Annotated in this window: 19 protein-coding genes; 2 read left to right on the top strand and 17 right to left on the bottom strand. The window is 59.0% G+C overall.

What is annotated here, in order from left to right:
• Nucleotides 1-5 precede the first annotated feature (5 nt).
• The 12 genes from QLG10_RS02405 to QLG10_RS02350 form a co-directional block, all read right to left on the bottom strand.
• Nucleotides 6-1,130, bottom strand: coding sequence for an acyl-CoA dehydrogenase family protein (locus QLG10_RS02405; protein WP_033040994.1), 1,125 nt, complete (start codon nt 1,128-1,130; stop codon nt 6-8).
• A 42-nt stretch (nt 1,131-1,172) separates the two neighbouring features.
• Entirely contained in the window at nt 1,173-1,973 is an 801-nt protein-coding gene (locus QLG10_RS02400) for a crotonase/enoyl-CoA hydratase family protein (protein ID WP_282485410.1), read from the bottom strand.
• Nucleotides 1,970-3,043: an acyl-CoA dehydrogenase family protein gene (locus QLG10_RS02395; protein ID WP_282485409.1), complete on the bottom strand. Its 1,074-nt coding sequence runs from the start codon at nt 3,041-3,043 to the stop codon at nt 1,970-1,972. The genes QLG10_RS02400 and QLG10_RS02395 overlap by 4 nt, the downstream gene beginning before the upstream one ends.
• A complete protein-coding gene (locus tag QLG10_RS02390) occupies nt 3,043-4,191 on the bottom strand; it encodes an acyl-CoA dehydrogenase family protein (RefSeq protein ID WP_282485408.1) in 1,149 nt (382 codons plus the stop codon). Before QLG10_RS02390 ends, QLG10_RS02395 begins: the two co-directional genes overlap by 1 nt.
• A gap of 111 nt (nt 4,192-4,302) precedes the next feature.
• Nucleotides 4,303-5,610, bottom strand: a complete 1,308-nt coding sequence (locus tag QLG10_RS02385) for an amidohydrolase family protein (protein ID WP_282485407.1) — start codon at nt 5,608-5,610, stop codon at nt 4,303-4,305.
• 190 nt (nt 5,611-5,800) lie between these two features.
• On the bottom strand, nt 5,801-7,078 hold the full coding sequence (locus tag QLG10_RS02380; RefSeq protein ID WP_282485406.1) for a cytochrome P450: 1,278 nt from the start codon (nt 7,076-7,078) through the stop codon (nt 5,801-5,803).
• Nucleotides 7,079-7,217: 139 nt separating this feature from the next.
• The gene (locus tag QLG10_RS02375; RefSeq protein WP_282485405.1) at nt 7,218-7,721 is read right to left on the bottom strand and encodes a carboxymuconolactone decarboxylase family protein; all 504 of its coding nucleotides are present in this window, start codon (nt 7,719-7,721) and stop codon (nt 7,218-7,220) included.
• Between the two features lies 1 nt (nt 7,722).
• Complete coding sequence (locus QLG10_RS02370; RefSeq protein WP_282485404.1) at nt 7,723-8,898, bottom strand: thiolase family protein; 1,176 nt, start codon at nt 8,896-8,898, stop codon at nt 7,723-7,725.
• Nucleotides 8,895-9,800 carry a 3-hydroxyacyl-CoA dehydrogenase gene (locus QLG10_RS02365; protein WP_282485403.1) on the bottom strand — a complete coding sequence of 302 codons (906 nt, stop codon included), beginning with the start codon at nt 9,798-9,800 and terminating at the stop codon, nt 8,895-8,897. Before QLG10_RS02365 ends, QLG10_RS02370 begins: the two co-directional genes overlap by 4 nt.
• A gap of 13 nt (nt 9,801-9,813) precedes the next feature.
• Complete coding sequence (locus QLG10_RS02360) at nt 9,814-10,665, bottom strand: fumarylacetoacetate hydrolase family protein (RefSeq protein WP_282485402.1); 852 nt, start codon at nt 10,663-10,665, stop codon at nt 9,814-9,816.
• Nucleotides 10,665-11,729, bottom strand: a complete 1,065-nt coding sequence (locus QLG10_RS02355) for an amidohydrolase family protein (protein ID WP_282485401.1) — start codon at nt 11,727-11,729, stop codon at nt 10,665-10,667. Before QLG10_RS02355 ends, QLG10_RS02360 begins: the two co-directional genes overlap by 1 nt.
• A 346-nt stretch (nt 11,730-12,075) precedes the next feature.
• Nucleotides 12,076-12,807 (bottom strand): TetR/AcrR family transcriptional regulator, encoded by a 732-nt coding sequence (locus QLG10_RS02350; RefSeq protein ID WP_282485400.1) that lies wholly within the window; start codon nt 12,805-12,807, stop codon nt 12,076-12,078.
• A gap of 183 nt (nt 12,808-12,990) precedes the next feature.
• On the opposite strand from QLG10_RS02350, the gene QLG10_RS02345 reads away from it, so the two are divergent.
• Nucleotides 12,991-14,622, top strand: a complete 1,632-nt coding sequence (locus QLG10_RS02345) for an ATP-dependent acyl-CoA ligase (RefSeq protein ID WP_282485399.1) — start codon at nt 12,991-12,993, stop codon at nt 14,620-14,622.
• 264 nt (nt 14,623-14,886) lie between these two features.
• On the opposite strand, the gene QLG10_RS02340 is transcribed toward QLG10_RS02345, so the two are convergent.
• Nucleotides 14,887-15,687, bottom strand: a complete 801-nt coding sequence (locus QLG10_RS02340; protein WP_020798206.1) for an SDR family oxidoreductase — start codon at nt 15,685-15,687, stop codon at nt 14,887-14,889.
• A gap of 101 nt (nt 15,688-15,788) precedes the next feature.
• Here QLG10_RS02340 and QLG10_RS02335 point away from each other — a divergent pair, with 101 nt between their 5' ends.
• Nucleotides 15,789-16,529, top strand: a complete 741-nt coding sequence (locus QLG10_RS02335) for a DUF2889 domain-containing protein (protein ID WP_282485398.1) — start codon at nt 15,789-15,791, stop codon at nt 16,527-16,529.
• Nucleotides 16,530-16,614: 85 nt separating this feature from the next.
• Here the strand turns inward: QLG10_RS02335 and QLG10_RS02330 are convergent, their stop codons facing one another.
• The 4 genes from QLG10_RS02330 to QLG10_RS02315 all read right to left on the bottom strand — a co-directional run bounded on the left by QLG10_RS02330 (nt 16,615) and on the right by QLG10_RS02315 (nt 20,501).
• Nucleotides 16,615-17,190, bottom strand: coding sequence for an aromatic-ring-hydroxylating dioxygenase subunit beta (locus QLG10_RS02330; RefSeq protein ID WP_282485397.1), 576 nt, complete (start codon nt 17,188-17,190; stop codon nt 16,615-16,617).
• Between the two features lie 91 nt (nt 17,191-17,281).
• Nucleotides 17,282-18,682 carry a Rieske 2Fe-2S domain-containing protein gene (locus tag QLG10_RS02325; protein WP_282485396.1) on the bottom strand — a complete coding sequence of 467 codons (1,401 nt, stop codon included), beginning with the start codon at nt 18,680-18,682 and terminating at the stop codon, nt 17,282-17,284.
• 122 nt (nt 18,683-18,804) lie between these two features.
• Nucleotides 18,805-19,803, bottom strand: coding sequence for a fumarylacetoacetate hydrolase family protein (locus tag QLG10_RS02320; RefSeq protein WP_282485395.1), 999 nt, complete (start codon nt 19,801-19,803; stop codon nt 18,805-18,807).
• Nucleotides 19,800-20,501: an SDR family NAD(P)-dependent oxidoreductase gene (locus tag QLG10_RS02315; RefSeq protein ID WP_282485394.1), complete on the bottom strand. Its 702-nt coding sequence runs from the start codon at nt 20,499-20,501 to the stop codon at nt 19,800-19,802. The genes QLG10_RS02320 and QLG10_RS02315 overlap by 4 nt, the downstream gene beginning before the upstream one ends.
• Nucleotides 20,502-20,572 lie beyond the last annotated feature (71 nt).

The raw sequence follows: 20,572 nt of genomic DNA, 5'->3' as shown, positions 1-20,572 counted from the left end.
TGGCTTCAAAGGGTACGGCCGATGATTTCTTTCATGATCTCCGAGGTGCCGCCATAGATGCGCGCCACTCGCGCGTCGACCCAGGCGCGGCTGATTTTGTATTCGCTCATGAAGCCGTAGCCGCCGTGCAGTTGCAGGAACTCGTCGAGCAGTTTGCCCTGCATTTCCGAGCCCAGCAGCTTGGCCATAGCAGCGATTTCGGGCGTCAACTCGCCGCGCATCACCTTGGCCAGGCAGTCGTCGACGAACACCCGCAACATCGTGGCCTGGGCCTTGGCTTCCGCCAGCTTGAAGCGGGTGTTCTGGAAGTCGAGAACCGGTTTGCCAAAGACTTTGCGTTCACGGGTGTAGCCGATGGTTTCTTCCAGCAGCGTGTCGATCGATTGAGCGGCGCGGATGGCAATGATCAAGCGCTCCCAGGCCAATTGGTGCGTCAGGTATTTGAACCCCATCCCCTCCTCGCCCAATCGATTGCCAACCGGCACCCGTACCTCATCAAAAAACAGCTCGGCAGTGTCCTGCCCTTTCAGGCCGATCTTTTCCAGCAGACGACCCTTGGCAAAACCGGCACGGCTTTCTTCGACGCAGATCAATGTCAGCTCTTTGGCCGCAGGATCAATCTTGGTGGCGGTCACAACCAGGCCGGCATTGCCGCCGTTGGTGATGAAGGTCTTCTGGCCGTTGACGATGTAGTCATCACCGTCGCGGCGCGCCGAAGTGCGCATGGATCGCAGGTCGCTGCCGATGCCTGGTTCGCTCATGGCGATCACGCCAATCAATTCACCGCTGACCATGCGCGGCAGCCATTGCTGCTTCTGCTCTTCGCTGCCGTAGGCAACGATGTAAGGGGTGACGATTTCCGAGTGAGTGGTAAAACCCACCGCGGTGGCATTGGCTCGCGCCAGTTCTTCGATCATCACCGCAGAATGACCGAAGTCGCCTCCCGGGCCGCCGTATTCTTCGGGCACCGTGGAGCACAGCAAGCCGTTCTCGCCGGCCTTGAGCCAGACTTCCTTGGGAACGATGCCGTTCTTTTCCCACTCATGCAGGTAGGGCACGATTTCGCGATCGACGAAACGGCGGGCCTGATCACGGAACATGTTGTGGTCTTCTCGAAATACGCCACGCATCTTGCTTACTCCAGATCGATTCTTGTTGTTGGCAATGAGTAATCAGCGGTCCCGGTATTGCGGCTCGCGCTTATCGACAAAAGCGGCCACCGCTTCCTGATGGTCTTCGGTGTGATGGGCGAGTGCCTGGTATGCGGCAGACAACTCCAGTAGCGAGTCGAGACGCATATGTTGGCCTTCGCGCAGCAGGCGCTTGCACAGCCGCAACGCATGGCCCGGGTTGCTGGCGATCCGCCGCGCCAAGGCTTGCGCTTCCGACTGCAAGGTTTCATGGGTGCAGACCTGCTCTACCAGACCCCATTCCAGCGCTTTTGCAGCATCGATAGCGTCACCAGTAAAGGCCATCAGGCTGGCTTTCGGGATGCCGATGATGCGCGGCAACAGCCAGGCGCCGCCGTCACCCGGAACAATGCCCAGGCGCACAAAACTCTCGGCGAAGATCGCCTTGGGTGCCGCCAGCCGGATGTCGCACATGCACGCCAGATCCAGGCCCGCACCAATCGCCGGGCCGTTGACCGCGGCGATCACCGGGATATCCAACTCGTAGATCGCCAGGGGAATACGTTGAATGCCATCACGGTAGGTGTTGCGCAGCTCATAAGGCGAGCCAGCGAAGATGCCGCCACGCTCATGCATGTCCTTGACGTTGCCACCGGCACAAAAGGCGCTGCCATTACCGGTGAGCACCATGACCCGCACCGTTGGGTCGCGACGTAATTGGGCACAGAGGTCGACAAACTCCTGAATCTGCTCGGGCGTCGTCAGGGCGTTGCGGGTTTCGGGATGGTTCATGCGCACAGTGAGGACACCGCCATCGCGCTCTATCTGAAGAAACGGGCTCATACCGGATCACTCACAAGTCGGGTTAATGATTGTTGGCCATGACCTGTCAGTAACGGCCAGTACCCTTCGCTTCCACCCTGGCAGACCCGGACGCCCAGGCGTTGGCTCCAAAGGCTGGCCGATCCGAATTCGCTGCGCCACGCCCACAACCGCCGGGTGAGCAAATGCAGGGGATATTCCTCGGTAAAGCCAATGGCACCATGCACCGAATGGGCAAAGCCGGCGCCAACACTGGCCGCTTCTGCCGTGCTGATTTTTGCGGCCGCAATAGTCAACGCTGCGAGTCCACAACGCGATTCCACGAAGGCAGCCTCGGCGGCAATCCCGGCGGCGGCGGCTTGTTCCGCGAATACCGCCAGTTGCTGTTGAATGGCCTGGAATGAGCCGATGGTCTTGCCGAACTGTTTGCGTTCCCCGGCATAGTTGGCAGTCATGTCCAATAGCGCATGCAATGCCCCGGCGGTCTGCGCCGCGCGCAGCATCGCGCCGCCCAATTCCAGGACATTGGCTTCGAACCCGTTGGGCAGCGGCGCTTGCGCCAGTACCTGGGCGCTGGTGAAACCCAGGTCATCACGCGGTTCGCCAGCCACATTCAGACTGAGCGTGAGTTCGCTGGCAGCGCTACGCGATAGCAACACCAAATGCGGAACACCCGTTGAGCTGTTGGCAATCGCGACGACCTCTTCGACATTGCGCCCCCAAGGTACCGAATAGGCGGTGCCATTAACGCGCTCGCCATCGAGCACCAGATTGGCATTGGCAGCTATGCTCAACGCGCCAGCCCGCCCCTCCAGACCGGACTTGCTCAGCAGCCAGTTGGCCAGCAAGGCCTCACCCATTGGGGCCGGAACGGAAAAGCGTCCGGCGGCACGCACCAACACATACATATCAGCCCAACTGGCTTCGGCTCCGCCCAGCGCTTCGCTGACACCCGCCAAAGTGAAACCCGATTCCTCCAGCACGGCCCATAAATCCGCCGGCCACTCCCCGCCTTCACAACCCATCACATAAGCGGGCGTCGCCAAATCGGCAAACAGGCGTTCAATCGTCGTTTCAAATATCTCGCGCATTATCGCAACCCCAGGCCGCGGGCAATGATGCCGCGCAGAATTTCACGAGTGCCCCCACGCAGTGAGAACGAGGGCGCCATCTGAGTCAGGTAGGCGAGCACGCGGGCATGCTCGCTGCCGCCGTCTTGCCGTGGCTCGGTTTCCAGCAGTAGTTGGGCAACCTCGGGGATTTCCTGTTCAAAGGCATTGCCGAGGTCTTTCACGCAGGAAGCCGCCCAGGCTGGGTGCTCTCCCGCTGCCAGCTGTGCCGTGACCGACAATGACATGTTGCGCAGGGTCAGCAGCTTGGCCGAAAGACGCCCGATTTCTCGTGCCTGTAACGCGTTGGGGGTCTTGCCCAGCGCATCGATCAGGGTTTTCAGCAGCGCCATGCAGCTGAGGAACCGTTCAGGGCCGCTACGCTCGAAGGCCAGTTCGGCGGTCACTTGATCCCAGCCTTTGCCTTCAGTACCGATTAAGGCATCAGCAGGCAACCGCACATTGTCGAAAAACACTTCATTGAAATGCTCGCCACCGGCCAGGTCTCGAATGGGTCGGATGGTGATGCCGGGCAGGCTCAGGTCGACGATGAATTGCGACATGCCCTCGTGACGGGCCTCCTGTTTTTCACCGGTACGCACCAGGGCAATCATGTACTGCGAATGATGGGCGTTGGTGGTCCAGACCTTCTGGCCATTGACCAGCCAGCTATCGCCCTCACGGACGGCGGTGCTCTTGATCGAAGCCAGGTCGGAGCCGGAGTTGGGCTCGCTCATGCCAATGCAGAAGTAGCTTTCACCCCGGCAAATGGCCGGCAAGTAATGCTGCTTTTGTTGCTCGGTACCGAAGCGATTGATCAGTGGACCGCTCTGGCGGTCGGCGATCCAGTGGGCCGATACCGGTGCTCCGGCAGCCAGCAATTCTTCAATAATCACATAACGGGCAAACGGCCCCGCCTCCGAACCGCCATACGCCTTGGGCAAGGCCATGCCGACCCAACCCATGGCACCAAGTTTTTTGCTGAACTCAGCGCTGAAACCCATCCAGGACTGGGCACTCAAGGTCGGTGGGTAATCGGCCAGCGTATCGTGGATGAATGCCCGCACTTGTGCGCGAAGCGCTTGCGCCTCGGGGGGAATGTTGCTGTAGGTAAATTGACTGATGGCCATATGCGCTCTCTAACGCTGAACACAGGCGCAATCGCCTCGAACGAAGCGACCACAGAACGGCAACCGTTCCTGCAATCGCCGTTGGCCGGTGACTGCAGGAACAGCGGCAACTTACAACGCGGTTTGCGCGTCAGCCTGGGCGAACATCGCATTGATGTCGCCGGAAGTGACCGGCTTGTTGTCGTGGCGGCCATGATCGGCACCACCCAGGCCCAGGGCAGGTTCGGTGCTGACGTGGGTGGCCTGGGCTCGCAGCGCGCCGACCGTGCAATTTTCCCGACCGTGGATGGAGAACGGATCGAAGGAAAACTCGCGCATCGCGTTCAAGTGGGTGACCTTGTCGATCATCTCTTTAGGCAGGTGCTGCAACCCTTCCCATGCGGTTTCCGGCGAGTTGGGCCAGGTGCAATCGGAATGCGGGTAGTCGCTTTCCCAAGTGACCATATCGGCATTCAAGTAGTCGAGGTTCTTCAGGCCGAAATTGTCTTCGATAAAGCAGGTGATGAAGTGCTTGTTGAAGATGTCGCTCGGCATCTTCCCGCCGAAGTTGGAGTTGGTCCACGCGTTGTGGTGGCGGTGGGTGAAATCCGCACGCTCCAGCAGGTAAGGAATCCAGCCGATACCGCCTTCGGAAAGCGCCATGCGCAGGTCCGGGAACTTCTTCCACATTGGCGCCCAGATCCAGTCCGCCGCGGAGTTGGCGATGGAAATCGGCATGGAGGTAATCCAGGCGTCGATTGGCGACATGTCCGATGCGTGTTGGGCTTTCACACCGGTACCGATATGGCAGCAGATCACCACTTTATTGTCGCTGCAGGCCTTCCACAGCGGATCCCAGTAATCGCTGTGAATCGACGGGTAACCGTGAATGGCCGGGTTATCCGACAGCGACAGCGCGTGCACGCCCTGTTTGGCCAGACGCTCGACTTCGGCAGCGGCGGCTTTCATGTCCCACCACGGCACGATCATCAGCGGGATGAAGCGACCAGGCGCGGCGTTGCACCAGTCGTGCAAATGCCAGTCGTTGTAGGCCTGGATGGCGGCCATCGAGACATCGCGGTCAGCGTGGACCTGGAAGCGTTGCCCGGCAAAACCCGGGAAGGTTGGAAAGCACAATGAACCGAGCACGCCGTTGGCGTTCATGTCGTCGACACGGTCCTTGATGTTCCAGGTGCCACGGCGCATTTGCTCGTAGCCCAGCGGCTCCATGCCGTATTCCTCTTTCGGTCGACCGACCACGGAGTTGAGGCCCATGTAGCCAGTGGCCTGTTCCTCGAAGACCCACACGTCACGATCGCCCTTCTTGACCACATGAGGCTCACGCCCCTTGAAGCGTGCAGGCATGTGGCGAGCAAAAGCATTCGGTGGCTCGATCGCGTGGTCATCGACACTGACGAGAATCAGATCTTCAACTTTCATTGTTTTCCCCTTCGCATTCGGGCTTGTTGTTGTGCCTGAATCATAGTGTACATCTCGATTTAATTAAACACATTTTTTGTTTGTGTTCATATTAATTCCGATGCATGGGTTCTGAAGCGCACTTGCCCGCGAAGGCCAGAAGCCAGTCGCGGGCAAGCAGAGGCTTTACAGCAGGGATGCAGGGGGTTGTTCAGTCCCACAACACATGCAGGTAATGCGGGCCGCGCAGCTGTGCGCCAACGATCTGCGGCCCGGGTTTGTCCGGGTCGAGGCGAACGTTGGGCATCAGGTCGAGGATCGCATTGAGTGCGCAGTTGATTTCGGTCTTGGCAACGAACTGACCGATACACATGTGCGGACCAAAGCCGAAGCCGAAGGAAGGTTTGGGTTTTCGATCGATGTCGAATTTGTCGGCATTTTCGAACGCGTCTTCATCGCGGTTGGCGGAAGTGACGATGCACTGCACCATCGCGCCTTTGGGAATGGGTACGCCACGAATTTCCAGATCCTTGGCGGCCTGACGCACCTTGAAAGTAGCCACCGGCTCAAAACGCACCGCTTCATCGATGGCCTTGTTAACCAGGCTGCGGTCATTGCGCACCCGCTCCAGCACATCCGGATTCTGCAACAGCAATGACATCAAGGTGCCGAAGGTACGGGTCGTGGTTTCACTGGCGGCGGGTAGCAGCGAACGCACGAAGGTGGCGATTTCATGATCGTCCAGGGAGCGGCCCTGGTACTCGACGCCGATCAGCCGGCTGATCAGGTCATCTCCCGATGCACCCGCTGCGCGACGCTCGGCGACTACGACTTTCACCACATCGTAGAGCGCTTGTGCGGCGTGCATCGCGGCGCCACGGGCGGCGGCGGCCTTCTCCGGGTCGACTTGCGGGCCGGCCAGGATTGCCAATGCCCAAGCCGCGTATTGCTCGATTTGCTCGGGGCGATCCTCGGGAAAGCCGATCAACGAGTAGATCACCCGGATCGGAAAATACAGGGCGAAGTCCATCAGGTCAGCGCCCTTGTTCGCCACCATCGGCTTGATGTATTCCTCACGAATCACGCGGTCGATCCTGGTTTCTTTCCAGCGATTGACTGTCTCGGGCATAAACACCGGCTGCAGCAGACTGCGCATGCTCTTGTGCGCATCACCGTCCATCGCCGTGAGAATCAAGCCATCGAAAAACGCCCCCAACCCTTCAGCGATGAAGCCGCTGGTAAAATTACCGGCGTCTCGCATGACAGCCATGACATCGTCGTACTTGAACAGGGTAAAGGTCGGTCGATTGGCATCCAGCCCGGCGATGGTCGGCACCCCCAGTCGCGCCATGAAATTGTCCTGGAGCACGGGCGAATTGGCGCGCATCTCGCGGTAGGTCGCGTGCAGGTCGATATCGCTGGTGCCGCGATAATTACTGGCTACGTCGGTAAAAACCTTGGCCAGGTCGCTCTGTGCCGGTGTGGACATGATCGTCTCCGCTATTTTTGTCATTATTTTTTATCCAGGCCGCACAAAGGCGCTGCCTTGTGCCTGATAATAGGCCTTGCCAGGACGTTATTGGACACTTATTAACATTTTGATTAATTAATTAGACGACTTGAGCTGCTCAATAGGCCTGCTGCACCAGGGTCATGCGGCCACCCGCCAACATCAGCGCGCAGTACAACCCGAGCTCAACCACCTGTGCCGTAGAGAAAAACGCTCCCAGCCGGGAAAAATGCTCGTCGTCGATACCGAGGTAGTCGCTGGCAAACAACTCGGCATAACGCAGCGCCGCACGCTCGGCCGGCGTGAAGTACTCGCTGTCCGTCGCCATGCAGGCAATGTCCTGCTCTGTAACGGTGTCGGATTTGCGCGCCAGCTGGCAGGCCTTGCAGGTGGTGATGCTGGCAATCTTCAGCCGTACCAGCTCACGCAAACGCTCGTCGAGCAGACTCTCCTCGTGCAAGCTTTCCATCAAACCCAGCCAGGCCAGCGCCACCTTGGGTCGATGGGCCCAGACCTGCACCGGCGTCGTCGAACTGAGCATGCGGCTGTGCTGACCACGCCCGACCGCGTCTTGCAACGCGGCCGGCATGGCATCCAGGGGAATCAACGGCAAGCGCGCCATCTCAATCGAGCCGTTCGATGATGGTTGCCGTGCCCATGCCACCGGCACAGCAGATGGCCTGCAACCCATAACGCCCGCCACGGCGCTCGAGCTCATTCAACATCGTGGTCATCAGCCGCGCGCCGCTGGCCCCCAATGGGTGCCCGAGGGCGATGGCGCCACCGTTGACGTTCAACTTGTCATGTGGCACACCGGTCTCATGCATCCAGGCCAACGGAACAGAGGCAAACGCTTCGTTGACTTCAAACAGGTCGATATCATTGATATCCAGCCCAGCCTTGCCCAAGACCTTGCGGGTGGCTTCAATCGGTCCGGTGAGCATCAAGGTCGGATCAGAGCCGACCGTGGTGAAAGCCACGACACGCGCGCGCGCCCTAAGCCCAAGTTTTTTCGCCGTTTCGCCACTCATCAGCAACAACGCCGCAGCGCCGTCGGAGATTTGCGACGAATTGCCCGCAGTGATGCGCCCGGTGTCCGGGCGAAAACTGGTTTTAAGCGTCGACAGTTTTTCCCGAGAGGTATCACGGCGAATAGTTTCGTCGTGACGCAGCACTGCAGCCGGCTCCGTCAACTCTTGCTCACGGAGATCTTCGACCACCACCGGCACGGTTTCATTGTCGAAATAACCCGCATCGGACGCCGCCGCTGCACGCTGGTGACTGGCGTAGGCGAAATCATCCAGGGCATCGCGACTGAGTGCCCACTTGTCGGCGATGCGCTCGGCCGCCTCACCTTGACTGGTCAACTCATAACGTTGCGCCGCCATCCAGCCAAATGCCGCGCCGTGGATCTCACGGTTGCTGCCCATGGGCACGCGGCTCATGTTTTCCGCGCCACCGGCCACCACAATATCGGCAGCACCCGCCGCGATGGCGCCAGCGGCCAGATGCACGGCCACTTCACCCGAACCGCATTTACGATCAATGGTCAGCCCGGCAACGCTGACCGGCCAGCCGGCACCGAGTAACGCGGTGCGGGCAATATTGGCGGACTGTTCGCCGATTTGCGTGACATTGCCGAAGATCACGTCATCGACCAGGGTCGGCGACACATCGACCCGCTCCAGCAAGCGGCTGATCACCAGCGACCCAAGGTGATCGGCGCGTACGCCGGCAAGGCTGCCGCGGAACTTGCCAATTGGCGTGCGTACCGCATCAACAATGACGATGTCCTTCATAGCGCACTCGCCTTGAGCCCTGAACCCGGCACCTGTTTACCCTCTTCGTAGCGGTAGACCCCCTGCCCCGACTTGCGCCCCAGTCGTCCGGCGGCGACCATCTTGATGATCAGCGGGCAAGGTCGAAATTTCTCACCCAGGGTCTGGTGCAGATAACGCAGTACCGATAGCCGCGTGTCCCAGCCGGTCAAGTCGCCCAGTTCCAATGGACCCATCGGGTGGTTGAAGCCCAGGCGCAGCGCGGTGTCGATGTCCTCGGCGGTTGCGGTGCCCTCCTGCAGCATCCACATCGCCTCGTTGCCCAGCAGCGCAGACATGCGACTGGTGGTCAGTCCTGGCGACTCATTGACCACGATCGAGGTTTTATTGATCTGCTCGCACAGGGTGCGAGTGCGTGCCACCACTTCATCGCTGGTGGCCAAACCGCGCACCAGCTCCACCAGTTTCATCTTGTGCACGGGGTTGAAGAAGTGCATGCCGATCACGCGATCGGCGCAGTCCACCGACGCCGCAATCTCGGTCACGCTGAGCGCCGATGTATTGGTGGCAATAATGGCGTTCGGCGCCAGCAGCGGCGCCGCCTGGCCAATCACCGCCTTCTTCACCGCCAACTGCTCGGAGACTGTCTCCACCAGCCAGTTGGCCCCCGTCGCGGCTTCGCTCAAGTCGCCGCAGGTCAACAGATTGGCCAATGATTGCTGGGCCTGTTCTTCACTGACCTTGCCCAGGCGTACACCATCGGCAAGGATCTTTTCGATGCTCGCCCGGGCATTCGTCAGCGAGGCTGCATTGGTATCAACCAGCAGCGTATTGAAACCTGCGCTTGCGAACGCATGTGCAATACCGGTGCCCATCAGACCCGCACCGACCACGACTACTTTTTCTTGGTTATTAGCGTTCATGTTTGGCTCTCGATTAGGCGCGGTTCTTTTTACTGACCACATTGCGCAACGTGCCAATGCCTTCGACGCTGGCTTCGACCACATCGCCTTCCTTGAGGAACAGACCGGTGCCCATCCCCACTCCCGCCGGCGAACCGGTGAACAACACGTCGCCACTGGCAAAACTCGATCGCTGCTGCACGAAGCGAATCAGCTGGCCAACATCCCAGGTCATTTCGCCGGTGGAGCCGTCCTGGCGCACTTCACCATTGACTTTCAGGGTCAGGCGCAAGCGTGGCGAGCCTTCGGGAAACTCATCCTTGGTCACGATCCATGGCCCAAGCCCCGTAGTTTGGTCCTGGCTTTTGGCGGCGAACAGGTCCATGCCGATACCTGCCGGCCCACTACGCTGCAGGTCGCGCGCGCTGACGTCATTGCCGACGGTGTAGCCGAGCACGCAAGCCAGCGGATTTTCCAAGTCGATTTCTTCAGTGCCGATGACGGCCACCAGTTCGACTTCGTGATCGAGTTCTTCAGTCAATGGCGGAAAACGGATCGGGTCATTGGCGCCAATCAGCGCGCCATAGGCCTTGAGGAAAGCCACCGGCTGTGCCGGCGCCTGCAATCCGAATTCCACCAGGTGCTTGGCGTAATTGGCACCGGCCACGACCACCCGATTGATCGGTTCAATCGGGGGCAGCAGGCGCACCTTCGACAACGGCAGCGATGGCCCGGCAAAACGCACCGAGCTGATACCGCGCCCGGCGGCGACTGCCGGGGCCCAATCCTTGAAATCGCCGGAAATGGGTGTCACCTGATCCTGCGCGACATCCACCACAGCCCAAAAGACGCCGGTAGAAAAATACTCACAACGCGCCAGTTTCATCAGCCACCTACCTTGCCCAACTTGGCAGGATCCAGGTGCAGCAAGCGGCATGCGTTTTCATAACGGATCTTGCGCATGTCCGCATCGGACAGCTGCAAGCCGTGGGTCAGATCGTGACGTACGGCATCGCTGCCGCCGAAGTTGCTGCCGTACAGCACATGGTCCGCACCGATGATGTCGACCAGGGCCTGGCGCATCGGCACTTCATGCAGTTCTACGTCGAAGTAGAAATTCTTCATGTACTCGAGCAGTGGCTTCTTGTTGTATTTGACGTCGAGGTTTTCATTGGTCTTGGCCAGGCGACCGAGCTGGTACGGGACATAGCCGCCGCCGTGGGTGATGTACACCTTGAGATCAGGGAAGCGATCGAGCACGCCGCCGCAAATCAGGTTCCAGAAGCAACGGGTTTCGTCGTACTGCATGCCGACGATAGCGGTAGTTTCGTAGCGGTCGTCGTTAGCGTTCTTGCCCCAGGTAACGGACTGGTTATAGCCGTGTACAAAAATCGGCAGATCCAGGTCACAGAGGGTTTTCCACACCACATCAAGTTCCGGCGAATCGAATTCCAGACCGCCGAAGTTGGCGCCGCCAGCGACCAGGCCCTTGGCGCCCAGCTCTGTGCAAGCGTGACGTATTTCAGCCGCCGCAGCTTCTGGTGCATTGAGCGGTGCATGAGCCCAGAACATCAGGCGATCAGGGGCTGCGGAGCAGTATTCGGCCAGTGTGTTGTTGACGGTGCGGGCGAACGGGACAGCAAATTCGGCTTCAGTCCAGTACATGTAGCAATGGGACGGGACGGAAACCACCTGCAGGTTCTGTCCAGCCGCATCCATACCGGCCAGGCGCACTTTCGGATCAGCCCAGCGCGCAAAATATTCTTCAAGCTTGGGCCCTTTGCCGGAGCGCACGGCTGCCTTTCGCTCTGGCGATCCGAGGCCAAGAATCCAATCACCTACACGCAGCTTGATATCGCCGTCGGCGTGTTGCTCGAAGAACGGCCCCCAATGAGGGTGCTGGTTGTAATAGCCAGGGTGGGGAGCGTGGGCGTGTAGATCGATAAGCATGTCTGGGTACCTCGAAGTTGGCACTTTTATTGGTTATTGGCGCGGCGCCTTCGCTGGACCAGCATCAATCTGCTGCGCAAAGAGCAAGCCGAAGGGCTCACCGCTAAGACCAGAGCTTAAATTTAAATTGAGCAGAAATCAAAAATCTGTTCAATTTATTTTCTAGGCGCGTGAAGAAGCCCGCCCCAGAGCCTTCGAGCAAAGTTAAAAAACACCTTTGATGGTTACAAAAACAGAGCCAGGCAGGAAAACGCGTGATGTACAGGCGAGAGAAAAATACCGCGCACAAACACGAAGCCCCCGATAAACGGGGGCTTTAGCGCTAGAGAAGCGTAGAGGCTGGAGGTCAGCGGCGGGTTCGTGAGGTGGAGCCCATGATCAATGCGCCCAGGAGTTTTTTCACCCGCACCGGAAACAATCGCCGCCCCGCCGCTTCCGGCACCAGGATTTCGCTCAACACGTAACGAATGATCATTTCGCAGATCAGCTCACGGTCAAGGCGTACCCCGAGGCGCTCGTCCCAATCGTCGAACACGATGCCCAGGCCATCCTGAAAGCGCACGATCGAATCATGGAAAATCCGCCGAAAGAAGCCCAGTGCGTAGTCAGGTGCAACCACCAGCAACCGACGGGCTCGACTCTGCTCAAGGTAGTTGTCGAGATAGGCAAACAGCGCGTTGAGGCGTGCTTCCGGGTCGCTGATATGGCCCAGCTCCTGGGACAGCGAACTGTGGAAACTTTCGCGTTTATGCCGGGAAAAGGTGTCGAGCAAGTCTTCCTGGGAGGCGAAATAGCGATAGAAGGTACCGCGCGAAACACCCGCCACCTGGCACACATCCAGGATCGAAATGCGATCCGCACCCGACATCAGCACCACTTCTTCAGTGGCTTTAAGAATGTTGGCAATGGTCTCTTCCGAACGGCGGTTCGGCTTGACCTTGGTGCCTACCACGCCATTGGCGGCGGTACGTCGCTCCACCGGTTTTACCGGAGCCGCTCCTGCATCAGGCAGCGATTTTTTTTTCGTTTTGGAGGCCGGCGTCGGCGCTTCTGCTTTCTGGGATGCGGCTTTTGGCATGGATTGACGGGCTCATTGAGAGTAAAGATAGGTCAACACTAGCACAGGATCTGTGCATAAATAAGATTTCATGTTCAACTTATTGCTAAAGACATTTTCATATTTTGTATTTAGAATCAAATTCTCTCATCAAAATAAAATCAGGCAAACCAGCAGCTTTAGGCGCCTAAAAGGAGAATATTCATGGGCAGCAGTGGCAATCCAGAAACCTGGGCAGTGGGAGAACGAGACACTGTCATCGAAGCGCTAAGTCGTGCAGTAGCAAGGCATCCAGACAAGATTTTGTTGGATTTCAGCGGCGAGTTATACACTTATGCTCAGGTTGACTCACTCTCGACCAAGATGGCCAACGCACTCGCTACCTTGGGCGTGAAAGCCGGTGAAACCGTGCTGACCATGCTCGATAACAACATCGACGCTGTCACCACCTGGTTGGCCATCAACAAGCTATGCGCCGTGAGCGTGCCGATCAACACCGCGCTCAAGGGCGAGTTTCTGCGTCACCAGATCGCCGATACCGGAACTTGCGTGGTGATTTGCGAAGCAGCCTACCTGCCACGCATCACACCGCTCGCCGAACAACTGCAGGACGTCCAGCACATCCTTCACCGAGGCACGGTCGATGTGCTCCCCGATTGCCGAATTCGCATTGCGCCACTGGACGAATGGCGTGGCCATGACGCCACACCCCTCGCCACAAAACCGCAACCTTCAGACCTTGCCTGCCTGATCTACACCTCAGGCACCACAGGTCCTTCTAAGGGTTGCATGATCAGCTACAACTTCATGTGCAACCTGGCACGCCTGCAATTGCGGGCCGGTCCCGCCAGTGCCGATGACGTGACCATCACGCCATTGCCGCTGTTCCACATGAATGCGCTGTGCGTATCGATCATCGCCAGTATCCTGGTGGGCGCACGCGCTGCCATCCTCCCGCGCTTCTCCGTTTCGAATTTCTGGCAGGAAGTGGAACGCTCCGGCGCTACCATCGCCTCGATCCTGGGTGGCATGGGCGGTCTCCTCGCCCAGGCGCCAGATAACGAAGCAATGCTGCGTTGCGTCGGGCAGATCCATACCGCTCGAGGCAACCCCTACACCGAAGAAACCAAAAAGATCTGGCGCGAGCGTTTCGGTACCAAGCTGGTGGGCGGCAATGGCTACGGCCTCACCGAAGCCTGCGTTATCACCTCATTGGCCGCCGGCGAGTACGCCGCGCCGGGCTCCTCGGGAAAACGCATTGCGGATTTCGATGTACGCATCGTCGACGACCTCGACCAGGAAGTGGCGCCGAACAGCGCCGGCGAAATCGTGGTCCGTCCTCTGCGTCCGGACATCATGTTCCAGGGCTACTGGCGCCGTCCGGAAGACACCCAGAAGCTGATGCGCAACATGTGGTTCCACACTGGTGACATTGGCAAGTTCGATGACGATGGCTTTTTCTACTTCGTCGACCGCAAGAAGGATTACCTGCGCCGCCGGGGCGAAAACATTTCCAGCTTTGAAATGGAAGCAGCCTTTGCTGTTCACCCGGCATTGGCCGAGGTCGCGGTACATGCGGTGCCATCGGATAAAGGCGAGGACGATGTGAAAGTCACAGCGGTGCTGCATGAAGGCGTGACCCTGGATCCGGAGCAGCTGTTCCATTGGGCCACTGAATCGGTGCCTTACTATGCCCTGCCCCGCTATATCGAATTTCGCGGCAGCTTACCGAAGAATCCGCAGGGTCGGGTGTTGAAGTATTTGCTGCGCGATGAAGGTAAAACTGCGACCACTTGGGATCTGGAAACCACGTCGATCGTGGTGTCCAAAAAGTAATCGTTTCAATGGCCTCGGCCATGCAGCGCTGAAAGCCCGCTTCAAAGCGGGTTTTCTCGTTTCCGGCAGTGGGCTGTGCAGATTTTATTTACCAGCGATGGCGTCATCGCGCCCACTACCGGATCGCCAGCAAGCCGGCCCCTACAGATCTGGGTCGTTCACAACATTCCGAAACGCCATACCCTGTAGGAGCCGGCTTGCTGGCGATGGCGTCGTCACATTCGCCATCGCTCTACCAGCAAGCTGACCATTCAACCGCTGAAATCAATATTCGCGCACGGGAATACCTTTAGGCCGGGAGTTATAACCCGGCAGATGCAGGCCTCCGTCGACGTGAATGGTTTCGCCGGTGATGAAACGCGACATCTCGGACGCGAGGAATACCACCACTGGGCCGATGTCGGCTTCAGGCTCGCCACAGCGGCCCAGTGGGCGCATGGAAGCCGACATCTCGGCAAAGCCGGGGTTCTCTGCGGCGAGCTTGTGGAACGTGGCGCCCATGGCCGTGGGGGCGATGGCGTTGGTGCGGATGTTGAACCGCCCCCACTCGGATGCAGCGCTACGGGTCAGCCCGACAATCGCCGACTTCGCCGTGTTGTAGTCGCCATGCAACCAGGCACCGATTTCGATATCGATAGAGTAGAAGTTGATGATCTTGCCACCACCGCGCGCCTTCATATGAGGCAGCGCGGCCTTCATCGCCCACCAGGCAGCCCACACTGTAGAGCCGAGCGTTTGCTCCAGCATGGCATCGGTTTTTTCTTCCAGGAGTACATTGGGGGTGGGCGCAAAGGCGTTGTTGACCAGGATGTCCAACCCCCCGAATTGATCGACGGCCAATTGCACGGCGGCCTCGATGTCCGTTTTGCTGCACACGTCAGTCTTGATGAATACAGCCTGGCCACCTAACGCTTTCAGTTCGGCGACCACCGCCTCTCCACTGGCGACATCCAGTTCGGCAACCACCACGGCAGCACCCTCTTTGGCAAAGTTCAGCGCAATACCGCGCCCAATTCCGCCGCCTGCACCGGTAATCAGCGCAACCTGTTCATTTAGCAGTGCCATAGCCACTCCGTTTTTTGTTTTTTTGTGAACATTATTGGTTATAGTGTCTAAATATAGCGTATTTCTTCAGGCTAAACAGTACTGGAACAAGGATATTGAGGATGACTGTATTTCGTCGGCGCGTAGACATCATTGCTCACCATGTCGATGGCTCAGGTGAGGTCCGCGCGGCTCTGGAAGACGACTTTCACCACTTCCGTGTATGGGTTCGCCACCACGAAGGCGAAGTGACTGCCATCGGCGGTGAAGCGCTGCGCTACCCCTTTTCCCTGTGCCCGCAGGCTTGCGGCCCATTACAGCTGTTGCTAGGCATGAAACTGGACCGGATAGCCCACTCAGTCACCCGGCAGACCGACGCCAGCCATCAATGCACCCACCTGTTTGACTTGGCGGGTCTTGCCATTGCAACTGCCGCACGCGGCACCCATCAACGACGTTATGACATCAACATCGGCCGACGCATCGCCAATCGCACCCGCGCGACCTTGATACGCGATGGTGTTGAGGATCTGGTCTGGGACGTCAACGGCACAATGATCGAAGGTCCGATGCCCTATTCCGGCATCAATCTTCGCGAAGGCATGGCTCGCTGGGCACTCAATACCCTCAAAGAAGAAGCCGCCGAAGCGGCTCTTTTACTTCGTCGCTGCACGCTCATCTCGATGGGACGCGCCTTCAACCTTGACGAGGAGATTCATGCCGCGAACACCGCGCTCTGCTACAGCCAACAACCCGAACGAGCCGAACAGGCACTGCGAATGAAGGGATCTACCCTGGATTTCACCCATGAACAACTCAGGTTGTGCGCCGAGGACCAGGATTGGCTGAGGCAAAGGCCTTAACCACGCTGCTCCTGGCGCAAGAGCTACGCGCTCGACACCCGCAAGGCCCGACGATCCGGGTGTGCCCCGGACCGCCGACCACGGCTTAGAGGAAGACCGCCAGATTGGGCGTTCCGAGCACCGCCTGGTCAAGGATGACTTCACGCCGGGAAAGCTTGAACCCCGCCTCATGCAGACGCAGCACGTCACGCCGTTCACCACTGATGATATCGACATGGTGATCGTTGAAACGGCTGCGGGTCAGCAGCAGATAACTGGTCACCACGAACTCATTGCTCTTGTCGGTTTCCTCGACAAACACGTTGGTCACCAGGCGTCGGGTACGCGAGGGAGGATCTTCCGCCCAGGCGCTTTTGCCGGACAGGCGCAAAATGCGGCCCATGATCGAACGATAGTCATCGTGGTAGTGCTGGACACTGCGCACAATGGTGGTTCTCAACTCGGACGCCACGCGAGTCTGGCGCAGCGGTACGGTGTACACCAGGTCGGTGTCCAGGCGTTCGGCCCACTCCTGCAGGCGAATCTGGTCGAGCAGCGTGGCTTCCTCGTAGAGAAAGGTCACCACATCGTTGTAGATCGGCGAGCCCACCGGCACCCGCTTGGTGCCGACTGGGGAACCCGGCTGGATATCCTCCACGCCGCGTTGTTGAACCTGAGTCATGAGTCACTCCTCACTTTTATTCTTGTGCTTGTTAATGCTGTATCCGACGGCGGCCCATGAGGGCCGCTTTCGAACCAGGCGTGACGCGCGCTTATTGCTCGTCCGGGGCAGTCATCAGTTCGTGCCAGTACAACCACCAGTGCCACTGGGTATCGTCCTTGGTAAAACCTTCATTGACGATGCCGGGGCCAGGCCAGCCCTCAGGTGCTCCGGTTTCAAAGCACGCCTGGTATTTCAGCGTGCTCTTGCGGCCCATCGCGCCTTTGGCAGCCAGGGTCATGTGCGGCCAGGTATCGGAGTCATCCTGCTCGACCATGCCCGAGGTGCCGAACAACTGGATGGTTTGCTTGAGCATCTTGTCGCGCAGTTCAGGGGATGCGTCTTTCTCGGCAAACACCCAGTTGACGAACTCCAACTTGTCCGGCCCGCGCGGCACGTAAGCGTGCAAGGTCATCGAGCCGACCACGCTGCCATCGGGCTGCGGAATGTAAACGAAGCCGAAAAGAATGTTCGGGAACATCCCACCGACTTGCGGCGGCATGCTGGTCAGCACTTTCAACTGGTCTTCCGACAAATTGCGCGCCAGCTGCTCGACCATGTCGGCAGTCATGCCCGCAGGCGGCAATGCTTGCAGTTTTTGCTGCACGGTCAGTTCGGCAGGGTCAAGGCCAGTCAGGCGCTTGATCTTGCGCGCCAGGTCGATGCAGCGCAGCGCATGGCCGTGGGGCGAGCTAATTTCGACGCCGATCATTTCCGGACTGAGATCGGCGGTTTCGCCCTCGCCCTTCTTGGCATAGTTGCCCACTTCACCGAGCCAACGGTGCAAGGTCAGCGTGTGGAAGCCATCGGCCGCCGATTGCTCGCCCGCGGTTTTCCAGTTGGCGTTGACGATAAAGCGCTGGGGTGGGCCGAGCACTTCCATGCCCTTGTCGGAACGACAGAACAGCATGTCGTAATACCACTTGGCATCGCCCAGGAACTCGTCAAACGACGGTCCTTCGATGTTCCAGGTGGCAAATACCAGACCGCCATACAAGGTGACCCGAGCCTTTTTCAGACCCAGCTCTTCCTTAGGCAGCATCTTGCCGTGCATGCATTCGCGCTCCACCGGCGAGCCGATAAAGTCGCCATTGGGGCGGAAGGCCCAGCCGTGATAGATGCATTTATGAATTTGCGTGTTGCCGCAATCGGCGGTGCTGATGCGCATGCCGCGGTGCGGGCACACGTTGAGGGTGACGAACACCTCGCCCTGCTTGCCACGGGCAACGATGACCGAATCAGACCCCATGTCACGGACCATGAAGTCTCCGGAATTGGGGATTTCCGACTCATGGCCCAGGAGCACCCAGATCTTGCCGAAGATTTTCTCCATTTCCAGTTCGTAAATTTCGCGGTCGGACAACACGCGCATTTGTACTTCACGGCTGGATGGATAGATCAGGTCCGAGACCTTGGTTCCATCAGACAATACGGGGCTTGTTCTTGTTAGCATGATTGCCTCCTAATCAGAGCGTCACGACAGTGGTCGCAACGAAATATAAGACACTTTCTTTGTTTTTGTACATAGAATTCACTTTCGACTTGTAAGTGATTTCTTCAACCATTCGTGTAACGTCAGTTCTTGCCAGTCGCGGTGCCCACCTGGGTGCGCAGCACGCCAATACCGTCGATCTCCAGCTCGACCACGTCACCGGGCTTCAAATAACGCAATTGCTCCAGCCCGCAGCCATTGCCGACCGTGCCGGAGCCGAGAAACTCTCCGGGGTACAAGGTTTCCGAGCGGGACACGTGGGCGATCACGTCCTCGAAGCTCCAGCGCATGTCGCGGGTATTGCCGCGGCCCCACTCCTCCCCGTTGACCCGGGCAACCATATTCAGGTCGTAGGGATCACCCAGTTCGTCTGCGGTCACCAGACATGGCCCCATGATGTTGGCTGTGTCGAAGTCCTTGCTCTTGGCCGGGCCGAGCATGCCGGGCATTTCCAGGGCCTGTGCGTCGCGTGCGCTCATGTCGTTGAAGATGGTGTAACCGACGATATGCGAACGGGCGGCTTCACGACTGATGTCCTTGCCGCGCTTGCCGATGTAGCAACCGAACTCCAGTTCGAAATCCATTGCCCGACTGAAGCTCGGCCACTGGAACTCATCATCGATGCCGATCACCGCGAAACGGTTGCCCTTGTAGTAGATGGGCTGCTTGTTGAAGGTCTCGATCACCCGATCATCGGCGCGAGTGTTCATCGCCTTCAAGGTCGCTTCCGGGTCTTCGGTACGCAACGCCCGGGCGCGCCGGGCCGCCGCGAAACTCTGGCGCAGGTGCAATTCGAAGCAGGAGCAATCGCGCATCTGCGGTGGCGGCTGGATCGGTGCGCGCAGCTTCACACTGGCGCGCTCCAGCACTGCCGCCGAGGGAGCCTTGGCCACCAGGGAGCGGGCCAACCCCAGCGCCGGCTCACCGGCTTCCACCAGCGACAGAATACTGCTCAGTGCCGGGGTTTCGCGGCTTTCCAGCAAGCGGTAGGCGATTTGCAGGTCGAGCACCTGTTGGTCCCGGTTGAGCAACGCACCCGCGCGATCAAAGCCCTCGGCATCGGTATAGGTCACCAGTCTCATACGCGGCCACTCACAGGAAGCAGCGCACCGGTTACCGCAGCGGCTTCGTCGGACAACAGGAACGCCACTACCGCTGCCAGCGCTTGCGGCGTTACCCAGCGGCTGCTGTCGGCATCAGGCATGTCGGCACGATTAGTGGGCGTGTCGATGATGCTGGGCAGCACGGCGTTGACCGTGACACCACGATCTTTCAGTTCTTCGGCCAGTGCTTCGGTCAACCGGGCCACACCGGCCTTGGAGGCGGCATAAGCGCCCATGCCTGCCGCGGCCTTGACCGAGGCCAGCGCGCCAATGTTGACGATGCGACCTGCGGTGGAATCCAACAGATGCGCCAGCGCCGATTGAGAACTGACCACGGCGGTACGCACGTTCATCTGGTAGAGGCGATCCCAGGTCAGCAGGTTGCCGCCCTCGACGGTCTCCCAGGCAAAACCGCCCGCGACGTTGACCAAACCATCAATGCCGCCCCAGTGCTCGGCGATCTGCTCGAACGCGGCACTGGCCGACTCGGTCGACGTCAGGTCGACACCGCCCAGGCACAGCAGGTTTTCCGTACCCAGCAAGGCGGCAGGCGCCTCGCTGCGATCCAGCAACGCAACCCGGGCGCCACGTGCCAGCAGAAATGTGCCAAGTGCGCTGCCGAGGGCTCCAAACCCGCCGGTGACGACTACCCTTTTGTCCAGTAACGACTGGGACATCGCGAAATCCTCTTGTTGTTGTTTTACGGCGCGAAGGTTCGATTCGCGCCTTCGTCGGTACAAATATATGA

Source organism: Pseudomonas sp. V98_8, assembly GCF_029967975.1.
Taxonomy (GTDB): Bacteria; Pseudomonadota; Gammaproteobacteria; order Pseudomonadales; family Pseudomonadaceae; genus Aquipseudomonas; species Aquipseudomonas umsongensis.
Note: the sequence above shows the minus strand (reverse complement) of the source record. Positions and strands in the feature narration are given on the sequence as shown.